Genomic DNA, 19,673 nt, shown 5'->3' on the forward strand with positions numbered 1-19,673 from the left:
CCTTTTCCCCTCTCTTTTTTTCATCAGCCTTTTTCCTGCAAATTCTGATTTGTATCCATCTTTTCCGCATGTAATGTGCCGTTGTTGTACCCTGTATACTATTCGGGGGAAGTAATTCTGCACAAAAGGGGGAAATACTCAAAAATGGTGAATGAGCATCCCGGACGTGAAAGCAACCGGGGGATTTATGGGACTGGTGAGACTCATCATGTACCGGTATGGAACGATGGAGATTTTTTCTCCATTCTGTTTATGGCGTCTGGAGGTTCATACGCGGGGATTCCGGGCAGCAGGGATCGTTTCTGTGATATGTGTGTGGTTAGGGGATTACAGAAAAGACCCGGATATTATTCTCATTCAGAATAATGTGCCGCCTGATATAATCCGGCTTCTGTGGTCTGTAGGTTGGTGGTTTTGTGTTTACAGGCGTGTTCCCTGAAACAGTCTGATTGGTTGCTCATCCCGATATTCCGGGTGCCATTCATTGATGACAATTATGTCACCAATATGACATCTGCGTCATTTATATTTATTTTTTACTGACACTCGTGTCATCGTCTTGTTTGTCTCTTCCCCGGATGCATCCCACGTCCCGATGAGGCTGTACGTGGCAGTAATGACATGTGCTCCATGACAGGGGAGCGCTGACTCCTAAAAATTGGATTATTTCAGGGAATTATCCTATTTCAGTCCATGCTGCCACTTTTAAATCCATCCAGATCAAGTGTCACATGTCGAAATCCCAGGGTATGGAATGCCCTGCTGATGGCGTCCCGGAGAACAAAGATCCGTTCTGCGGATTCGGGATCAGTCTCGATACGTGCCACATCGGCGTGGACCCGGACCCGCACCTGCCGGGCCCCGGCAGCAACGATCACCTCTTCTGCCCGGGAGATGCGGGCGAGAAGCTGTGGGTCAAGACACTCGCCATAGGTGATTCGTGTGGCGAGGCAGGACGCAGATGGCTTTGCATATTCCGGTATCGAATGCATCTTTGCGATGGCCCGGATGTCATCTTTGGTAATACCTGCCTCGACAAAGGGGTGAGTAATGCCCGCCGCAAGGCCGGTCTGGTAGCCGGGGCGGTATCCGGCGATGTCATCGGCATTCGTCCCGTCTGCGATGGATGCAAATGCATGTTCATCCGCTACCTCACGGAGGATCCGGGCACTCTCCTGTTTGCACACAGCGCACCGGTTCTTTGGGTTCATCCTGAATTCGGGTTTTTCCAGGATAGCTGACTCCCTGACAAAGAGCTGCAGTTCTTCCCGTGCGGCGATGGCACGGGCAGCTTTTTCCTCACGCAAAGGGAGAAGAGGACTCACTATCAGACAGCAGGCAGCATTGTTGCCCAGAACATCACGTGCGACAACGGCGAGAACAGTGCTGTCGATGCCGCCTGAGTATGATACCAGCAGTGATTTTTTGTCCCTGATTGCCGCCCGCAGGTGAGTGTAGCGTTCCTGTCGTCGTTCTGTCATGGCGTTCCTATCCCCCGGTTTGCCCGGATGGTATGGTAGTCTTTGTCCCTGTCCAGATAAAACCTGCCGCAGACTCCTTCAGGAGTGATCCGGCAGTGGTATTTTTCTCTGATGTATTCGGCTGAAGTATTCTGATCTTATCTCATTCATACCCATACTGTCGGAAAAATTCAGAAATTATTTGAAAGGACAAATGTACTTAACAAATAAATAGAAATAGGTTGATTCCACAGATTTATGTCCGTTTTGAGTATAAAGAGTTAAACATTTCTGAATAAAATCTGTTATGTGATGAAAAAGAATCTGGTAATTCTCATGGCAGTCGCAGTGGTGTGTGCGACTGTGTTCATCTGTGGCTGTACGGGAAGTGGTGAAACACCCGCAGCTGATCAGACACCTGTGCCGACCGCAGCAGCGGAAGAAAAAATAGTCCTGACAGTCTACCAGGCTGGCAGCCTTACCAGTCCGATGGAGGAGATGGAGGCTGCATTTGAGGCAGAACACCAGAACGTAGATGTCCAGCTTCATCCGGCGGGCAGTACTGCACTGGCAAAGGAGATAACCGAGCTCGGTGCAGTTGCTGATGTCTATGCATCCGCTGACTATTCACTGATCCCTGGCCTTTTGATCCCTGACTATGCATCATGGTACGTGACCTTTGCAAAGAACCAGATGGTACTCTGCTACACGGACAAGAGTATGTTTGCAGATGAAGTGACCGCAGACAACTGGTACGAGATCCTTGGTCGTGACGAAGTCACCTGGGGCTTTTCCGACCCGAATCTCGACCCCTGCGGCTACCGGTCCCTCATGGTGATTGCACTCGCTGAGTTCAATTACAATGACGAGATGATCTTTGACAATCTCGTTGGCCAGTACTCACAGATCTACCCGACTGTTGCAGACGGTGTTGTCACCATTCATGCCAACGAAACCGCAGCTGTCTACCCGGTCACGATTACCCCCAAGAGTGTGGAGTTAATCGCCGGTCTTGAGTCCGGAAACCTGGACTATGCATGGGAGTACCGCAGTGTGGCTGAACAGAATGCGGCATCCGGTGTCAAATACATCGAAATGCCTGAAGCGATCGATCTTTCTGCCATCGCATACAAGGATATCTATGCAAAGGTGCTGATTGACACCGCGGGCGGCATGATGAAGGGCAAACCGATTGTCTATGGTGTCACGGTCCCGAAGACCGCAGATGACCCCGGGATGGGTGTAGAGTTTGTGTCCATGCTTATCGGTCCGACCGGTCAGCAGATCATGGCAGATGCAGGTCAGCCGCCAATCAATCCTCCGGTCGGGTTTGTTGACATTCCCGCAGCACTGGAGAGCATGGTTGAGCTGAGTGTCTGAATATCTCCCCTTTTTTTATTCCGGAGCAGATGAATGAAGAAGCCAGCTACGTTTCCTGATTCCTGTCTGCTGTCGTTTGCCCTGATTGGCAGCATGATTGTAATCCTGACCGTCATGGGCCTTCTCACGATTACCCTCGGTCAGGTCACGGATCTTCCGTACTTCATCTCCGTTGCAACGGAGTCAAAGGTCGTGGATGCCATCCTGCTGACGATGGCAGCAGGCCTGAATGCTGTGATTCTGCTCCTTATCTTTGGTATTCCCCTCGCCTATATTCTGGCACGGACGGATTTCAGGGGAAAAGGGCTGGTGGAGAGCATCGTTGACATCCCGGTGATGCTGCCGCATACTATTGCGGGCATCATGGTCTATATTCTCTTTATGCGCCGGGGAATTATTGGGGAACCGTTCTCACAGATAGGCATCATCTTTGAGAATGCGTACCCCGGAATTGTTGCGGCGATGTTCTTTGTCTCCTCCCCGTATTTTGTAAACGCAGTGCGTGACGGGTTCGAGAAGGTTCCGGTGCATCTGGAGAATGCGGCCCGGACTCTGGGAGCGTCGCGGTTTCAGGCCTTTCGTCTGGTTGTGCTGCCGCTTTCCCTGCGGCATATCTTCAGTGGCAGCATTCTCGCTTGGGGGCGCAGTATCGGTGAATTTGCGGCAATCATCATGATCGCCTACTATCCAATGGTCATATCGACACTGATCTACTACAAGTTCACCACCGCAGGGCTCAAAGAGAGTACAGCGGTGGCATTTGCAATGATTCTGGTCTGTCTTGTGGTCTTTGCCATTCTGCGTGGTTTGATGAAGAGGGTGGGGGTATACGATGATAGAGTTTGAGAATGTCTCGGTGACACTGGGTGATTTTCGGCTGAATGAAGTGAGCATCAGGGTAGAAAGCGGTGATTATTACTTCATCATCGGTCCGTCGGGTGCGGGAAAGACTATCATCCTTGAGGCGATGGCAGGTCTTCACCACCCGAATTCCGGGAGGGTGCTCATCGATGGGGAGGATGTAAGCAGGGTGCCTCCTGAGAAACGAAAGGTTGCGCTGGTCTATCAGGATTATTCCCTCTTCCCGCATATGACGGTCTATGACAACATCGCTTTCGGGCTAAAGCTGCAGAAACTGCCGAAAGCAGAGGTTGAGAGGCGTGTTGTTGCGGTTATCAGCCGGTTTGGCATTGCGCATCTCAGGAACCGTGCCCCGTATACGATGAGCGGGGGCGAACAGCAGCGGGTGGCCCTCGCCCGTGCTCTGGTGACAGAACCGGATATCCTGCTGCTTGATGAACCGCTCTCTGCGATGGATCAGGTAAACCGGGACAAGTTTGTCGCAGATTTGCGTGCCATTCACAAGGAACACAACCTTACCATTGTGCATGTCACCCATTCCCGTGAGGAGGCTCTCTCGCTTGCCACCCGGGTGGCGGTCATCATTGACGGTACCCTGGAGCAGGAGGGTGAGCGTGATGAGGTCTTCCGAAAGCCTCCGAACCGGAGAGTCGGCAGGTTTGTGGGCATTGAAAATGTCTTTGAAGGCATGGTGGCAGGCACCGGTGCCGGGGGTTCTGTGATCCGGATTGATGGATGCAGTATCAGGACCACGGATCCGGTGCCTGAAGGATGCCGGGTCTGTGTCTTTATCCGGGCCGCTGATGTGGCGGTACGGCGTGCGGGAATACCCGCGGATGACGAATACAATTGTTTCCCGGCAACGGTCGAGGAGATAATTCCCCGTGAATCCTATTATCTGCTGAAAATAGCGTGTGGCATCAGCCTGTACTCGCTTGCCTCAGAACAGGAGATCAAAGAAAAAGACCTCGCACCGGGGCAGGCTGTTTCGGTTTCGTTCAGTCCTGCATCGGTTCATGTTACGCGGGATGAGGTGCAATCCCCTCTCCTGGATCTCTGAGATATCCCGTCTTGGGGAATTTTCCTCTTTTTTTCAGATATTCCCATGTGTCAGGAATGAATAGGTTTCACGGGATTTTTCTCTCCTCTGGGATCTGTTCTGACAGGATAATTGGGAATCCGTACGGGATTTAGCGTGATATGGGGTGCAGGGTCTGCCTGTTCGCGGCTAATTAAGAGAAAAAGGAAAAGCCGATTATTTCTTCCGCCCTTTCCCTTCCCAGATGGCGGAGACCACGGTTTCCACATCTTCGTCCGTGTATTCCCGTGATCCGCTCTTCTTAATGCCGAGTTCTGTCACTATGACGGTCTGTGCCGCACAGATACCCTTTGCCTCTGCAATCTTTCCTGCACACCGGGCGGGGCATCCGTCAAGGATGATGACTTCATCCGCATCACGTGCTGCCGCAACAATGCCTTCTGCGCCTGCTGCGAGGAGGGCGATGCAGGCAGCGCCGCCATAGCCTTCTTCAGTCAGCTGTATTGCAGCACAGTTGGTGAGCTGTCCGGTGTTTGCCACGCCTGCACAGGGGAAGATCAGGCGTTTGGTGACTTCTTCTGCCTGTTCCGCCTCACTGCATGAGCAGCCGCAGGAGCATACGGGTTTATCTGCCATTTTACTCATCACCCCTGAAGGAGGGCAGAGATTTCCTTCACGTCTGCCACACGGCCCGAGACCTTCAGTTCACCGTCTATGATGAGGGCCGGTGTGAGCATCACACCACGATCCATGATCGCACTGATGTCATCAACCTTGACGATCTCCGCTTCTGTTCCGGTCTCTTTCACAGCTTTTTCAACATTTTTCAGGAGGCGTTTGCACTTCATGCAGCCGGTTCCCAGCACTTCAATTGTTACCATTATTTCATCATCTCTTTTTGATATTCTGCAAATACTGCATCTGCATACGTTTCTTCGGCAGGTGCCGGCACATAGTTGTAGATTTTCACCTGGCGTATGAGTTCACGGCGTATATCCGTTTCACCGGTGATGTCTGCGCCTGCCACGTCTTCAAAGATCTGTTCCAGCATCGAGAGGCCGACAACGCTGTCCCCGACAGATATCTGCCGGATTCTTCTCATCGCATCGGCCGCACAACATGGTATGTGTCTCTTCATCTTCTCTTTCTCTCCCTCATCCAAAGAATGTCCCGTAGACAAGTCCTGCTGCCGTTGAAAATACAATCACCAGTGCGACGTAGGCAGCCGTCTTTTTCGCACCCATGATCCGGGTGAGAACGAGGATGGAGGGCAGACTGATCGTCGGTCCTGCGAGCAGCAGGGCGAGAGCCGGGCCGCCTGCCATCAACCCCTGAGTATAGCCGAATGTCCCGCCGATGATTGGCACTTCAAGCAGGGTCGGCATGTAGAGAATGGCACCTACAACTGCACCTAAAAAGACCGAGCCGACGGAATTTGTTCCGAAGAAGGGCTGGAAAGTCTCGGGCGGGAGGAAGAATGCGATCACCCCGACGATGAAGGTGCCGCCGACGAGGATTGGGAAAATCTTCTTCACGAGATCCCATATTTCATATCCCCATTCGGTCACTTCATCGCGTTCAAAGAAGTAGATGAGGAGAACCGCAATTGCGAGTGTCAGGAGATAAACCACCGCAAGACGCAGCACCATGTCAAGCTGTGAGGCGCCGATGATCAGGACAAGGACGAGCATCACAAAGAATGCCGGGTTCACCCAGCGTGGGCGCTCTTCTCCCCCTCCCGCCGGTGTGGGCGGCATCGCTGCGGCTGCACTTCGTGCTTCTGCGTCGTGCTCTTTGAAGAGGGCTGCCATAATGAGGCCGATGACGATGGCCATAAGGATGGCAAAGACTGCACGCGCAATACCGATCTCCAGTCCCAGTACCTTTGCCGTGTAGATGATGGCGAGTATGTTGATCGCGGGGCCGGCATAGAGGAAGGCGATGGCAGGCCCTATACCGCTGCCCTTCTTCATTATTCCTGCAAACATCGGGAGGATGGTGCAGGAGCATACGGCAAGGACAATGCCTGAAACCGATGCGATGCCGTATGATACCGATTTCTTTGCATCCGGACTGAAATACTTCAGTATGGCGTCTTTTTTTACAAATGCAGCAATTGCACCTGCAATAAAGAATGCCGGAACCAGGCAGGTCACCGTATGTGCGGCGAGATACTCGATAACTGCGTCCAGACCGGAGACCAGTGCTCCGGTGATATAGTCTGTCATGGTATATTCCTACTTGTTCAATTTTTGTTGAACTAATCTGGGCGATGAACATATATAAAAGTAATTCAAAAATTCTTGAACAATGGGGCGCAGGCAAAGGAAGTGCACTGCCTGCACATGCCCCGCCTGTCTTACCACCAACCATATGTCTGGGAGTACAATGAAACCATCATGCTGCAGTGAAATACCGGCTGAGGCTCTGGAGACGATTGCCGCACAGGGGGGTCTCGAAGGGCTTCTCTCGGCCATTCCGGACGATGTGACCATTGCACGTGTACGGGCTTTTCACCACGCCTGTGCAGATGTGTATCGTGTCAAAATAATTGAGATGCTCCGGGTTCAGCCCCTCTGTGCCTGCATCATCAGGGAAGCACTGGGAATTACCAAATCAAAACTCTCCTATCACCTGAAGATCCTCCAGGAGGGGGGGATGATCACAGGTACGGCAAAAGGAACCTGGATCGTCTATGAACTGACTGAATACGGTTCATTCTGCTCTTCCATCAATCAGCGGGCCGCTGCGTGCACGGGGTATATCGGAGAAAATAAATGAAGCCAGAGAAATTACTCGTTCTGATTACCTGTTCGGGTTTGTCCAATACCGGCAAATGCACAACGCGGGCGGCGATAATGCTGCGCCAGCGCTGCCCGGAGATGATTGACTACCATATCGCCGCATCAGGATCAGACCCGTTCATGGTGCCGGATGGACTGGATGCCGGTTCGCTGCGGGTCATTGTCATTGACGGGTGTGACGATTACTGCGGGAGAAACAAAGCAGAACAATGCGGTCTTATCCCTGACTGTCATGTAGTGGCAACCACATGCGGTGTGATAAAATCCGGTATGGATGAGCCGGGTTTTTCTGATATTGAGGCGGTATGCCGTGCTGCAGAACGGGAGATCCGCCACTGAGCTGTTGAACCTGTGGGGGGCGGGAACCCGGGTTTTCTCCCACTCTGATCCAAAGAGCCGGCAGTATCAGAAATTTTGGTAAAGGGGCTTGAGCAGCAGAAACGGACGGCCCCCCTCTCTGTGGAGACTGGATGGGGTACGCGGCCGGATACGGGAGGGGGATGGTGTTTCCATCCCGTTCTTTCGTCAGCGTTATTCTGCACGTTTCCCGGGGCGCATCCGAAGCCACTTGGGGAACTGAAGCCCGGTCTCGATAGCAATGCCCCGGAATCCTGTCATGAAGCAGATCGCAACGATCGACCATTGCGTGGTATACTGCGGGGCAATATCAAGCAGGAGTACGTAGAGGATTGCGCCAATCAGCACCGGGGTGACAAAGAGCTCTTCAGAGGCAATCATCATCGGTGGCCTGCCGGTGAGGAGATCCCGGATGATACCGCCTGTGCATGCTGTGACAAATCCCATGATCACCGCCACCTCCCCCGAATGGCCGAGTGCCAGTGTCTTGTCGATGGCAGCAACCGAGAAGAAGGCGACGCCGATGGCATCTGCATAGAGCAGCACTTTCCACATCTTCTCCCGGAAGATGGATGAAAAGAGGAACGCCACGAGGCATGCAAGGATGGCAAGCCACACGACGGTAAAATCCCTAACCCAGAATACCGGGATGTTGAGAATGATATCGCGCAATGTGCCACCGCCGATGGCTGTCACTACGCCGAGTACGAAAACCGTGAGAATGTTTGCGTCCTGCCGGGCACCCGCTATTACCCCGGATATGGCAAAGGCGGCGACGCCGACGACGACGATGAATATGGGGGGATCTGTCATTCCAGATACGTGATGGGATGTCAGAGATATTAAGACGTATGTGGAGCTGCCCGGCCAGATGTTTCATGTTTTTTGCTTCTGCCGGAAAGCACCGGTGAACGTGGGCCTGATGCAAAATGTGTTGACCTGCACCATTTCTGATGTTCCCGTCCTCCGGGAGCCGAGCAGGAATATCTGCCGCAGATATGAGGGATGACTCCCAATGAGAGTCTTCGTTGCGCGTGGGGACAGGGATACGAAGGGGGGTGTGAGGACTGGTAAAGCCCCTTTGGCAGGCAAAAAACGGAATGTCGGTGGTGAGGGAACTTTCTGTCTCCCTCAGAGGTCATTTTCAGGATAGAGGTGCCATACTCCACGATTTTCGGTCATTTTCAGGTGGATGATGGCGGCAATGCCGATCACCGTCCACGGAATGACGAAGAGCAGGTACCGTGTCAGCGGAGCCGCCTCAAAGACCGGAAGGTAGATGATGGGGCCTGCGGTGCTGTTGAACGAGGCGTGAGCGAGCACCGCCGGCCAGAAACTTCCGGAACGAAGCGTCAGCCATGCAAACACCCCGGAGGTGCCGAGGGTAAAGAGCGGCATTAATACCAGGCTTCCCAGGAGTGGATAACCGGGAAAGTTATATCCGGCGTAAATGATGGGAGCATGCCAGATGCCCCAGAACAGCCCGAGGAACACAAGCCCTGCCACAACACCATACTGCGCAATCAGCCGGTTCTGCATCACACCCCGCCATCCGAACTCTTCACCGAATGTGGCAATTGAGGTGATCGCAATTCCTATCATCATGGTGGCGATGAACTGAAGAACGAAGGAGTCAACAGAGATCTGCTGCCCGTCCATTCCCGGGAGGTTGATCAAACCTGTTGCGCTGTCATACAGCGTCTGTGTTATCACGCCCGTTGCGACAGCTGCCCAAATCACAAGGATGGTCCCCACGACCGGGACGAGCACTGCCGCCAGCAGGTAGCGTTTTTTGCCCACTGCAGTGAGGATCGGTTTTGCGCTTCGTTTCGTCCGGCGCAGGTACACTAATCCCGCGATGGTGGGGAAGAACATCAGGAGCGTGGCCATCAGGGTAAAATACGGCCCAGCAACTCCGCCAAAGAGAAGAACCAGTCCCTCCCAGATGAACGAGATGAGAAGGAGCCCCCCCATCATCAACAGGAGGTTCCGGTGTTCACTCTGCATTCCGGGCATCTCCGCCAGCGGCGAGGCGCTCCAGCACCTCAGTGATAATTTGGTCGATTCCTCTCATGTCATCATGCAGGCCCCGGAGAAGGGCAATCTTTTCTGCCAGTTCTTTCGGTGGGTTATCCGTCTGATACCGTTCGATCATCGGTGGAATTTCCTTCATCATCACCAGTGTCTGCGTATGCCGTATCTGCTCAAGCTGGCGCATAAACGTTGCGATGAGATCCTTGTGCGCATACACATAGACCTTCCGCGTCCCGGGCCGCGTACGCTTCACGATGCACCCGGCATGTTCAAGCATCTGGCACTTGTTGCTCACGGATGCGAGTGAATACCCCGCCTCTTCAGCAAGAGTGGCCATCGCCATCTCCCCCGGCTCGATATACAGGCGTGCCAGGAGCCATGAGGAAAGGGCATCCATACCATTTGCACCCCCGATACCTGTCTGGAACATCCGGATGAAATCATCCTCAAGTGTTTTTGCTTCCTCCATATATTCACCACATTCACTATTTATTAAAAATAATGAAACATTGGAATAAAGAAGTTTCGATCAATTTCATCCGATAACCGGGAGTTACTATGTGTTCTCCCCGGACGCATTCGCATGGGGAAGCACCCGGGACATGATCATTCTTCCGTGAACGGAGGGGCAGTTGATGCAAAAAAGAAGGGGTTAGGGCCTGTTATCGGTTTCCAAATGTCATGATTGGCTGAAGCCGTCTGGCGCACTGCATCCAAACTGCAGCGACTGCATCCCTGTCAGGGCTCAGTATATCAGATAAGGGAATCAGGTACTCAAACCGGAGTGCCATGAAGGCATCCGGTTCAGGTGATTTTTTCGCATTTCTGCCCTGATAGAATGACTTGTAATAGGCGGTTGCCTCTTCCCCATACCGCGGGTCGATCTCCATCGTGGTCAGCCCTTTTCGCATCGCCTTTTCAAACCCGGCCCGCACACCGTCAATGCGTCTCATGATGGAGGCAGCAGATGTCTGGTTCTGGCTGAACTTCACCACAAGCTGAAAGTAGTATTCATCCCATCCGACCGGTCCGAGGGGTATTTTGGTATACAGGCGGGAGGTAAACCGCTGATCAGGAGGAAGGGCGGCCAGCAGGGCGTCAAATCCTTCGGGATCGTTCTTCAGGTTCTGATAAAATCTCCCGATGCTGGACGGATACTCGGTATTGGTAATGATCTGGATATTTCGCTTTCCGATAAACAGGTTCAGGAATGTATCCTTCTCCTCTGCCGGGGTATCAAAGAATGCGAGATGTACATAGCTGAAGTCCCGGTCATCATATCCTATTCGGGATGTGCGGCATCCCAGACCATCCCGCAGCATCGTATAGATGGGTTTTATTTTTTCTTTCAGAAAACGCTCGGATTGCTCTGTGAGGAGCGTTTTTTCATGCTCATTCATCTCCGGCAGATGGCAGAACAGATCAAAATCCTGCAGTGAAAAATATCCGGAACCGTTGCTGTTCATGCCGCATTCGTTATCCTGTGTACATATCTGCCTATCGAAGGATGAAACCGGAATCCGTCCTGCCGGCAGGGATGCTGATTACATCTGATACCCTGAAAACAAAATCGCTGACACACTATAGCGGACATGAACCGGAAAGCGGCCTCCCGGAGGAGAAAACCGCTATCTGCCGCAAAAAAAGGGAATAATGATATCCCTCAGGTTCATTTTGGATCAGTTGTGGATGGCGTAGACGATGTTTACCGTTGCTGTCACATCAAGGGTGCCTGCCTCGATGGGTGTTGGTGCATAGAGCTTTGCCGACTCCCCACCAGCGTATGACATCGTATCTGCATAGGTCATCGGGGTTGAACTGCCGTATGTCGTGACGTCCTGCACGCCGGTGATGGTCACGCCAAGGGCACCTGCCAGCGTATCAGCATCGCCGCGGGCCTGTGCAACCGCTGCAATCAGTGCCTGTGCACGCAGGGACTGCGCCTTCTCATCACTGATGGTAAACCGGATGGAGTTCACGTTGTTTGCGCCGCTCATCACCGCGGTATCGATGATTTCACCGGCACGGCTGACATCGTTATAGGTGACAGTTACCGTATTTGAGACCACATATACCTCTTTTTTGCCGTAGAACGGGCTGTTGTCATCCGGTGTCTGGGAGTACATCCGGTATCCGGATGTCTGAATATCCTCTGATGCGATACCAAGTTTTTTCAGGGCACTGATGACAGCAGAGGTCTTCTGTGCATTCTCCTGCTGGGCGGTTACCGGATCGGTGTGGGTCGTCTGCACACCGACAGAGATAATAACTTCATCCGGAGCGGTGGTCACCGATCCGGTGCCTGAAACCGTAATTGAGGGGATGTCTCCACTGTCTGCGGCGGCCACCGGGATCACGAGGCAGCATGCCATAATCAGGCAGAGGGTAATCCACTTCATCTTCATTGTCATATGCACTAATAGGCATGATTTAAATATAACTTTGTCTTTGACTTCGAATTTGTTCGCACATACATCTTCCTGAAAGCTTTTCTGAATCCCTGAGAGGGTGATTGTCTCGTGCGATGCATTGCCTGTCCGTTGTGATAGCGATGAGGGCCGCATTCTTGTCCTGAATCTCCGGAAATGTATATTTCCGGTTCTTAACGGACTTAAATGGCTGTATCGGCCATACATCATGTTTTGAACCTGATCCACAGCGCTGGCTATTATCCGCGTGGTTCGGCCGGGCGGTGGAGTATCCGGCGAAACTATATTATTGCGAATGGCGAAGAGGGGGGTTATGGCAGATAGTGTCATTCTCGGATTTCTTATCTCAGCTGCTGTCATTGGTGTGATACTCCTTCTGGCTCATGCCCTGGTGAGAACCGACGGGGGAAATATTCTCAACATCATCCGTGCTGATTACTGGGTGCCGAGTCTGTCACTCTTCCAGTTTCTGCTCTGGACGTTAGTCATCTCGTTTTCATATATCTGGATTACCGCCATCAGGATATTCGAGGGGAATTTCTTGTTTTCGACCGCAATTCCGCCGAATCTCTATCTGCTTCTCGGCATCAGCGTCGTGGTGCCCCTGATCAGTGTCGGCTACACAAAATCGACCTACAAACCGGATACGCCTGCAAAACCGCCAGAAAATCTTCCTCCCTTCGGCATGATGCTGAAAACCAAGGGGAAAATTGCCCTCAACCGGTTTCAGATGTTTCTGTGGACAATTGTTGGTGTTGTTCTCTACCTCTCAGTCGTCGTGGGGACGGTGACTGATGGTGGTGACGCCGCCCTGCTCTCCCTTCCCGACATCGATCCGACCCTCGTCTACCTGATGGGGCTCTCGCAGACGGGGTACCTCGGCGGCAGGCTGGTAGGCGAAGAGAAACCGCCTGCGAAAACAAAGACGATGGCCAAAGAGCCATCTGCTGGAAAAGCTGACACCTCTCCTGCCGTGGCGGTGGCATCCGCCGAATCGGTGGCCATGACAGCAGAGCAGACGAAACAGTCCCGGAAGCGAATGCCGGAAAGTGTCCGGAGGTTTCTCGTGGACGACCTGGGCCACTCACGGAGTGTGCAGGACAGGCTGGAGATTGCGATCGACAAGGCAGAGATTAAGGGATTTTCCCGTTATTACCTCATCGGAGATGGATTTTATTATCTGATTGACCGTGGGCAGATCCGAGGTGCGGGGAAGGGGTCACAGGTTGATATCATGCGGCATATCAGCGATGTGAAAGATGAGATCGGTGAAGCGGAGGTGCTGCAGGTATAATGGGTGAAGGGGCGGACGCATTCCTCTTTTGAGAGAATGATGGAAGAGGGGTTTTCATTGGGGGATGTGGCTGCGACTGCGCTTGTTACTCTGTACTGCCATGCCATCGAGACCCGGTCAGAGAGCCCGATCCTGTCTGACCCGAAATCCGTCGAAATCACGACGGTGCTTGATCCTGTTTTGTCACGCTCCGGTGACCTGTTGGAGCAGACACTGGCAAAAGGCGCCCTGGACCCGATGCTGGTGGTGCATATTGCCATTCGTGCAAAAAAATACGACCATTATGTCTTGGATTTTCTGGCACAGTATCCGGACGGGGTGGTTGTGAACATCGGGTGCGGGCTTGACTCCCGTTTTTTGCGGACAGACAACGGTGCTATGCACTTCTATGATCTCGATCTTCCCGAAGTCATCGCCCTTAAAAAACTGTTTTTCACCGAAACCGGGCGTTATCATCTGATTGCGTCGTCTGTGCTGGACGATGCCTGGCTCTCTGTTGTTTCTGCACATTCCGGCCCGTTTCTCTTTCTTGCAGAGGGGGTGTTCATGTACCTCGGGAGTGAGGCGGTGAAATCCCTCGTGCTCAGGCTCCGGGAACACTTCCCCGGGTCAGAACTGGTATGTGAGGTGGTGAATGCGTTCTGGCTTAAAAAACCTCTCAACAAACTGGTGGAATACAAGATGCGACGCCGCCTGCACTTCGGAAAGGATGCGGTCTTTCGTTCCGGCATCAGCCGCAGCGACGAGATGGAGGGGTGGCACCCCGGCATTCGGCTGCTGGATGACTGGTCGTATTTCGACTCCGGTGAGAAGAAGCTCGGCTGGCTGAAGATTTTTTCCCGGTTCCGGCTGTTTCGTTATGTCCAGTGGACGGTGCACTATCGGCTGGAGTGAGTGCAGATGAATCCTGTTCCGTCTGGACACTGTGGTACCCGGATGCTGATCCGTTGAATTGCCGTTATATTAAAATGGTCAACCTGCATATGTTGACGCATGTCACTCCCCCTGTCTGACCGCCAGTTTGAGTTCTGGAAGCTGCGCCGTGACGGCCTCGCAAATATTCACATTGCACAACAGTTCCGGATCTCCCGGCAGGCGGTCTCAAAGGCGCTTCTCTCCATGGAAGACAAGGTGGAGACGACGCTTCTGGAGATGGCCCGCGCAAACCGGATTGAGGCGGAGCGGTATAACGCAGAGAAGGGTGTCCTTTTCGGGCGGTCTGTCCCGTTCAATGCGGGAGCCATTGTATTCATATCGGCAAAACACGGCGTGCAGGTATGGTATGAGCACGAGGGTGAGTGCGGTTCCTGTCCCCGCTACCGGGAGTGTGTCGAGCTGCTCTGGGATTTTGCGGATGAACTGCATCTCTCTCTTTCAAAGACGGATGACCCGACACGGCTTGCGGATGAGTTGTTTACTAAACTCAGGGAGATGGTCTGACGATGTCCTGTAAAGATACGCAGCAGGAATGCATGGGATGGTGCCCGTGCGAGCAGCAGATGCCCGGAAAGATGCTGAAGATGCCGGTCACCGGGATCGGTGATGCCGACGGTGGAGGAAACCGGAAGGTTCCCGCTGAATATTGCTGGTGGCATCGCTATCACAACCAGCTCCTCGTTGCAGCGCTCCTCGCTTCGGCTGTTGCAATGCTCCTCGTCTCTCTGGTGGGAAGTCCTCCGGGTTCCGTATGGACGGCACTTGCCATCGCAGCAGGTGCCACGATTGGCCTCTCGCTGAATCATTCAAAGCGGTATGGAGAGATTGCCGCAGGAAAATGGCGGCGGGGAAAAGTGCCCGCGAAAAAGCGCCTCTTCTGGAGTATGGTGATGCTCGCTCTCATCGTGATTTCTCTCATCTGTCTGGGATGGTTTATCCACGAGGGGATGTTTGACACCCTTGGGATGGTTGCTGTTGGCTCTGCTCTCATCTACTGGTCTTCTCTTGCGATTACGATTCGCTGGGAACGGCGGCACGGGGCAGTCCTGATTAAGGAGTGGGGATCGTGGGATGCCGTGAATTCGGCGGCAACTGATGATGGATAACTGATTGAGAGATAATAAAGGGGAAAATATGACGAAATATACTGATATTGTGCGGAAACGTCTGGGCTGGTGTCCCAATGCGGATGCCTTCGGCGGGTCCCGATACAGCGGGAAGGAGCAGGATTGTGAGCATGCATGGAAGCGGGGTGGGCCTGACCCGGGGCCGTCCCCGGAATCGGATACGCCTGCAGCGACCCCTCATGGATACCGGGAAAACATCCTCCTGATTCTCATCGCGGTGGGCTGGCTCTTTCCTGTCGTCTACCAGCAGGAGTTCCTGTTTCTTTTCATGGTCATCAGTGCTGTTGCCGTGTACTGCGACGCCCAGAACATTCATGCGGGGGAGAAGTTCGAGAAGGAGACGCTCTTTGGCGATATCGTCGCATGGCGTCCGCTGACGTGGGGGGCGGCCACGTTTGTCGGCGGAATCATCATCATGGCCATCTATCTCTTCCACCGGAAAGAGATCTACACCGCGAACACGGAAAAGGCGTCTTCATGAATATCAGATCATGGCTTGAGAAACGTGCCGGCTGGTGTCCGAACGAATGCCAGGGTGTGGCGAGTGCCGGGATAACCCCGGAGAGATACGCAGACACAGTGCCGTCCGCTCGTGGTGGATTGCGGAGCACGGCTCTCAGCTGGTGGAACCAATACCGCAACCGGGTGCTGGTGATGGCTGTCAGTCTGACGGCTGCAACCATTGCCCTGTCCCTTCTGTTCGGTGATGCATCGGGTAATACCTGGAAAGGGATTGTCCTTGGTAGTATCATTGGAATCTCGGCGGGTATTGTGACCTTATGGCATTCCTGGAATCGGTATGACAGAATTGATGCCTGAGAATTCATTGCCGTTCATGAAACGACACACCAGCGGATGATTCGCTATGGTGGAATACTTATTCTTTCCGTCGCGGTTATTGTCTGGATGGTACTCCAGATGTTCAATGGGGCCACTCATCTGATTCTTGCGGCAGAGGCAGGTCTCTGTATCGTCATCTGGGTTGTGTACTTCACTGTGTTTGTCTGGGAGAGGCGACGTCACAAGGTGGTCATCGCAGAGAATCGGTCAATGTACGCCATTGACAGGGATTGAGCACGCTGGTTGTGCTTTTTCATCCGTGATTGTAGCGGGGCTGTCTGTTTCTCACTAATCGGCACAAGAATAATCCCATAATATCCTTAGCCGATGAACGGACAAACCCGTGAATTATGGTACACATATCAAAATGGCGGAATGATCCCGGATACATCAGATCAGCAGGATTTGTGAAAAGTTGCAGCTCTATCCTGACAATATCTCAATAAGCCAATGCAGGAACGCCACGGTAAGGGGAAAAATGAATATTACCGCAATAAATGCCGCAAGTACCAGCAGAGATCCAAGTAATATCTTATCCCCATCTGTTTCCTGTTTCTCAATGATGGTGAAAACCGAATGAATTGCCGATTCAATCATCGTGGGCCGGTCATCACCTTTGTTGTATTTGCCTGCCAGGACATGGAACATCAAAAAAACAAGTGATATGACGAACAACACCAACAGGAATGGAGAGTAGAGCTTATCCGTTAGGGTCTGGATTGTTACCGCCGAATCAGCAAACGTGTATCCGAAATAGAGAGCGGCGAGAGCGGCAACCGCAAGCGTGTACTGACGGTATCTTATCAAAAGAAATGCAAGCAGACCGGCACCGATTGCTTTTAAAAATAAGTAAATCCCTGCTGACGTCCCGGCGAGTCTCACTCCGAAAATAAATCCTTCCCAGTTGATCAGAAAGACAACCATATACATCAGAAAAGACAGGAGAAGGATGGCGATGAGGACATATTTCAGGAAAACATCAATATTTTTTAAAACCCGTTTTATTTCCATCCTGGTATCCCCGTCCTGTTTTTTCCGGCAGATACAAAACGTTCGTCTCTTCTGGTATACGTTAGTACGTTCGCCGAATATTCAGTGATCAGATGAACATGGCGTGTGCCGATGAAGGTATACTGACATGAAGGGCCGCGCTCTGTTGTCGCTCACCGTATTATTTTCAGAACAAAAAGCGTAATCTTGTGAAATAAGAAACGGGTTAAACCCTGTTTCTTATGCAATACATACTGTAGAGATGTACATCAGTCCTCCAAGGAGCAGATACTGGCCGTCTGCAATGAGATCATAGAGTATCCTGCTGAGATCGGCTCCGTTAAAGAAAAGAATGTATCCCTGGATATAAATCGCGATACCGGCGAGGATTGCCGTTTCAACTGGTGTTAGCCAGCCGCTGCAAAGGACGAGAATAATCCCGATACCCATGCCGTTCATCACCGACAGGAGGATTCTGGTTCTCTGTATCCCAAGGATAACGGGGATGGTCTGAACACCTGTTTCGGCATCCCCCTTTACATCCCGTATGTCAAAAACCGTCGAATCGATAAATGAAAGGAGAAAGAACAAGAACCCAACCGCAATTGTCATCTCGCCAGGGGGACATCCGCTGCAGGCAACCGGCAGAAGTGCAATCGGAAGAGCCCATGCAAGTCCCACAATGAAGTTTTTCACAAAAGGGATGTCCTTCAGGCGACGATACCTGAATCCATGGGGCAGAAACGGAATGCTGTACAGAACTCCGTTTATGAGGGGTATGGCTGTGATCGCCACCGCTGCAATTCCGTATATTCCCGCAATCAGAAATGCAACAACGTATGTCGCAATGGATAAATCCATGAGAATCTTTGCATATTTTTTCGTGAATGCATAGCGTCTGGAATGGTTGATTGCATCTTCATCTTCGTCTGTTTTCCGGTTCAGGTTGTACACCGAAAAGGTCACGAGGAATATGATGAGGCATGCCGGCAATGACAGCGGTATGTCCTGAAATACAGATGACAGATATACCATTGACACGGCGGCAATGCAGAGATACAACGAGCTGTACAAAAAGTTGTCAAACACTACCCGAAGTTTCAGGTCAATGTTTCCGGGGGTATGCTCATATTTGAACATACAATACCGTGGATATTGGTATTTGACATTAGTTCGTTCGCCGAATATTCAGTTATCTGATGAATATAAAGCAACTCTCAGAAGGTTCAGGAAATGTCGGTCCAGGCAGGGGACGGGTTCATATGAGGGTAAATTCTTCTGATATTTCCCGGTAATACGAAAAGAGGCGCTCACCCCAGGCAAGGGCCAGACTGTCGGTGCCAATGAGGTCGCTTGATATGTCGTATTTGAGATCGTCATTCCTGCACAGGCCGAAAGAGAGGGTTGCATTGGTCACCGTCAACCCGATATAAAGGGGTGTGGGTGCCACATATACCCTGAAGTGATTATACTTTTCAATCTGTTTGATTTTACTCAGGAACGGTTCCTTCCTGAGCTCTTCAGCGATCTCAGTGTTCACCACCATCTCCACAGGCACGCCTTCCTTCACCTTTGCAATGAGAGCATCGGCATGGGCGTGGCTCATGAAAGAGGAGACGACACATATCCGTTCGGCGTTTTCAATCATCTCAAAAAAACACTCGAGAACAGAGAAAATATCCGTATTGCTGGTTTCAACCACCGTGGCATTGCAGAGGTCTCCGATATCACGCAGGAAAGGAGCCGGAAGTGCTTCCAGATAGTGTGACGACCAGAATGACGGATTTTTGCTGAAAAGGTATCCCGTTCTGATATGACCCTGCACTTGTGATGAAATGACATTTCCCTGGGGGGTCAGATGATAGGCGTCGTCATGGTGGTGGATATAATGCACTTCCTCCAGAAACCGGATCTTCGGGAGGAGTGTCTGTGAAGTAGTGCTGGTCACCTCACGGAGCTCCCCAAGGGTTTTTTCCCCTTCGCCCAGTGAGATCATGATCTGCAGCAGCAGCCGTGACCGAAACAGCTTCTGGATACCATCCTGATAGGTATTGAAAATCTCAAGGGTCTCCATGCTGTCCTCCAATAGTACTCGTTATTTTAACCCATATATACTCGTTTA

At 52.1% G+C, this 19,673-nt stretch carries 25 protein-coding genes; 12 read left to right on the forward strand and 13 right to left on the reverse strand.

From position 1 onward, the window contains the following. Positions 1-686 precede the first annotated feature (686 nt). Positions 687-1,481, reverse strand: coding sequence for an ATP-dependent sacrificial sulfur transferase LarE (gene larE / locus L1S32_RS10495; RefSeq protein ID WP_278155049.1), 795 nt, complete (start codon positions 1,479-1,481; stop codon positions 687-689). A 291-nt stretch (positions 1,482-1,772) separates the two neighbouring features. Here larE and wtpA point away from each other — a divergent pair, with 291 nt between their 5' ends. The 3 genes from wtpA to L1S32_RS10510 are packed head-to-tail and all read left to right on the forward strand — an operon-like array spanning position 1,773 to position 4,761. Beyond that, the gene (wtpA, locus tag L1S32_RS10500) at positions 1,773-2,840 is read left to right on the forward strand and encodes a tungstate ABC transporter substrate-binding protein WtpA (protein WP_278155050.1); all 1,068 of its coding nucleotides are present in this window, start codon (positions 1,773-1,775) and stop codon (positions 2,838-2,840) included. A 33-nt stretch (positions 2,841-2,873) separates the two neighbouring features. After that, the gene (locus tag L1S32_RS10505; RefSeq protein WP_278155051.1) at positions 2,874-3,686 is read left to right on the forward strand and encodes an ABC transporter permease; all 813 of its coding nucleotides are present in this window, start codon (positions 2,874-2,876) and stop codon (positions 3,684-3,686) included. Next, positions 3,673-4,761 (forward strand): ATP-binding cassette domain-containing protein, encoded by a 1,089-nt coding sequence (locus L1S32_RS10510; RefSeq protein WP_278155052.1) that lies wholly within the window; start codon positions 3,673-3,675, stop codon positions 4,759-4,761. The genes L1S32_RS10505 and L1S32_RS10510 overlap by 14 nt, the downstream gene beginning before the upstream one ends. Positions 4,762-4,956: 195 nt before the next feature. Here the strand turns inward: L1S32_RS10510 and L1S32_RS10515 are convergent, their stop codons facing one another. From L1S32_RS10515 to L1S32_RS10530, 4 genes are read right to left on the reverse strand one after another with little or no spacing between them, the layout of a single operon-like run. Further along, entirely contained in the window at positions 4,957-5,376 is a 420-nt protein-coding gene (locus L1S32_RS10515; protein WP_278155053.1) for a putative zinc-binding protein, read from the reverse strand. A gap of 8 nt (positions 5,377-5,384) precedes the next feature. Further along, complete coding sequence (locus tag L1S32_RS10520) at positions 5,385-5,621, reverse strand: thioredoxin family protein (RefSeq protein ID WP_278155054.1); 237 nt, start codon at positions 5,619-5,621, stop codon at positions 5,385-5,387. Then, complete coding sequence (locus tag L1S32_RS10525) at positions 5,621-5,878, reverse strand: hypothetical protein (RefSeq protein ID WP_278155055.1); 258 nt, start codon at positions 5,876-5,878, stop codon at positions 5,621-5,623. Before L1S32_RS10525 ends, L1S32_RS10520 begins: the two co-directional genes overlap by 1 nt. A 16-nt stretch (positions 5,879-5,894) precedes the next feature. After that, on the reverse strand, positions 5,895-6,968 hold the full coding sequence (locus tag L1S32_RS10530) for a permease (RefSeq protein ID WP_278155056.1): 1,074 nt from the start codon (positions 6,966-6,968) through the stop codon (positions 5,895-5,897). A 160-nt stretch (positions 6,969-7,128) separates the two neighbouring features. On the opposite strand from L1S32_RS10530, the gene L1S32_RS10535 reads away from it, so the two are divergent. Together L1S32_RS10535 and L1S32_RS10540 are read left to right on the forward strand one after the other, a co-directional pair. Continuing rightward, positions 7,129-7,521, forward strand: a complete 393-nt coding sequence (locus tag L1S32_RS10535; RefSeq protein ID WP_278155057.1) for a metalloregulator ArsR/SmtB family transcription factor — start codon at positions 7,129-7,131, stop codon at positions 7,519-7,521. Beyond that, entirely contained in the window at positions 7,518-7,883 is a 366-nt protein-coding gene (locus L1S32_RS10540) for a putative zinc-binding protein (protein ID WP_278155058.1), read from the forward strand. Before L1S32_RS10535 ends, L1S32_RS10540 begins: the two co-directional genes overlap by 4 nt. Before the next feature lie 192 nt (positions 7,884-8,075). On the opposite strand, the gene L1S32_RS10545 is transcribed toward L1S32_RS10540, so the two are convergent. From L1S32_RS10545 to L1S32_RS10565, 5 genes are all read right to left on the reverse strand, one after another. After that, on the reverse strand, positions 8,076-8,714 hold the full coding sequence (locus tag L1S32_RS10545) for a TRIC cation channel family protein (RefSeq protein WP_278155059.1): 639 nt from the start codon (positions 8,712-8,714) through the stop codon (positions 8,076-8,078). A 318-nt stretch (positions 8,715-9,032) separates the two neighbouring features. Continuing rightward, positions 9,033-9,908: a type II CAAX endopeptidase family protein gene (locus L1S32_RS10550; protein WP_278155060.1), complete on the reverse strand. Its 876-nt coding sequence runs from the start codon at positions 9,906-9,908 to the stop codon at positions 9,033-9,035. Then, positions 9,898-10,404 (reverse strand): hypothetical protein, encoded by a 507-nt coding sequence (locus tag L1S32_RS10555; RefSeq protein ID WP_278155061.1) that lies wholly within the window; start codon positions 10,402-10,404, stop codon positions 9,898-9,900. Before L1S32_RS10555 ends, L1S32_RS10550 begins: the two co-directional genes overlap by 11 nt. 193 nt (positions 10,405-10,597) lie before the next feature. Further along, positions 10,598-11,401, reverse strand: coding sequence for a hypothetical protein (locus L1S32_RS10560; RefSeq protein WP_278155062.1), 804 nt, complete (start codon positions 11,399-11,401; stop codon positions 10,598-10,600). 213 nt (positions 11,402-11,614) lie between these two features. After that, on the reverse strand, positions 11,615-12,346 hold the full coding sequence (locus tag L1S32_RS10565) for an SIMPL domain-containing protein (protein ID WP_278155063.1): 732 nt from the start codon (positions 12,344-12,346) through the stop codon (positions 11,615-11,617). Positions 12,347-12,677: 331 nt separating this feature from the next. On the opposite strand from L1S32_RS10565, the gene L1S32_RS10570 reads away from it, so the two are divergent. The 7 genes from L1S32_RS10570 (at position 12,678) to L1S32_RS10600 (ending at position 16,795) form a co-directional block, all read left to right on the forward strand. Next, positions 12,678-13,658, forward strand: coding sequence for a hypothetical protein (locus tag L1S32_RS10570; RefSeq protein ID WP_278155064.1), 981 nt, complete (start codon positions 12,678-12,680; stop codon positions 13,656-13,658). Positions 13,659-13,694: 36 nt separating this feature from the next. Then, positions 13,695-14,552 (forward strand): class I SAM-dependent methyltransferase, encoded by an 858-nt coding sequence (locus tag L1S32_RS10575; protein ID WP_278155065.1) that lies wholly within the window; start codon positions 13,695-13,697, stop codon positions 14,550-14,552. A gap of 99 nt (positions 14,553-14,651) precedes the next feature. Then, positions 14,652-15,098, forward strand: a complete 447-nt coding sequence (locus tag L1S32_RS10580; protein ID WP_278155066.1) for a hypothetical protein — start codon at positions 14,652-14,654, stop codon at positions 15,096-15,098. A 2-nt stretch (positions 15,099-15,100) separates the two neighbouring features. Then, the gene (locus L1S32_RS10585) at positions 15,101-15,700 is read left to right on the forward strand and encodes a DUF1673 family protein (protein WP_278155067.1); all 600 of its coding nucleotides are present in this window, start codon (positions 15,101-15,103) and stop codon (positions 15,698-15,700) included. A gap of 28 nt (positions 15,701-15,728) precedes the next feature. After that, positions 15,729-16,202 carry a hypothetical protein gene (locus L1S32_RS10590; RefSeq protein ID WP_278155068.1) on the forward strand — a complete coding sequence of 158 codons (474 nt, stop codon included), beginning with the start codon at positions 15,729-15,731 and terminating at the stop codon, positions 16,200-16,202. Then, positions 16,199-16,540, forward strand: a complete 342-nt coding sequence (locus L1S32_RS10595) for a DUF1673 family protein (RefSeq protein ID WP_278155069.1) — start codon at positions 16,199-16,201, stop codon at positions 16,538-16,540. Before L1S32_RS10590 ends, L1S32_RS10595 begins: the two co-directional genes overlap by 4 nt. Positions 16,541-16,627: 87 nt before the next feature. Next, on the forward strand, positions 16,628-16,795 hold the full coding sequence (locus L1S32_RS10600; RefSeq protein ID WP_278155070.1) for a hypothetical protein: 168 nt from the start codon (positions 16,628-16,630) through the stop codon (positions 16,793-16,795). Between the two features lie 189 nt (positions 16,796-16,984). Here L1S32_RS10600 and L1S32_RS10605 read toward each other — a convergent pair whose 3' ends face one another. The 3 genes from L1S32_RS10605 to L1S32_RS10615 all read right to left on the reverse strand — a co-directional run bounded on the left by L1S32_RS10605 (position 16,985) and on the right by L1S32_RS10615 (position 19,625). Further along, entirely contained in the window at positions 16,985-17,572 is a 588-nt protein-coding gene (locus L1S32_RS10605; protein WP_278155071.1) for a hypothetical protein, read from the reverse strand. A gap of 219 nt (positions 17,573-17,791) precedes the next feature. Then, positions 17,792-18,691, reverse strand: coding sequence for a UbiA family prenyltransferase (locus L1S32_RS10610; RefSeq protein ID WP_278155072.1), 900 nt, complete (start codon positions 18,689-18,691; stop codon positions 17,792-17,794). Positions 18,692-18,809: 118 nt separating this feature from the next. Beyond that, positions 18,810-19,625: a transcriptional regulator FilR1 domain-containing protein gene (locus L1S32_RS10615; RefSeq protein WP_278155073.1), complete on the reverse strand. Its 816-nt coding sequence runs from the start codon at positions 19,623-19,625 to the stop codon at positions 18,810-18,812. Positions 19,626-19,673: the final 48 nt, after the last annotated feature.

The sequence above is a fragment of the Methanogenium sp. S4BF genome, assembly GCF_029633965.1.
In the GTDB taxonomy this organism is placed as follows: domain Archaea; phylum Halobacteriota; class Methanomicrobia; order Methanomicrobiales; family Methanomicrobiaceae; genus Methanogenium.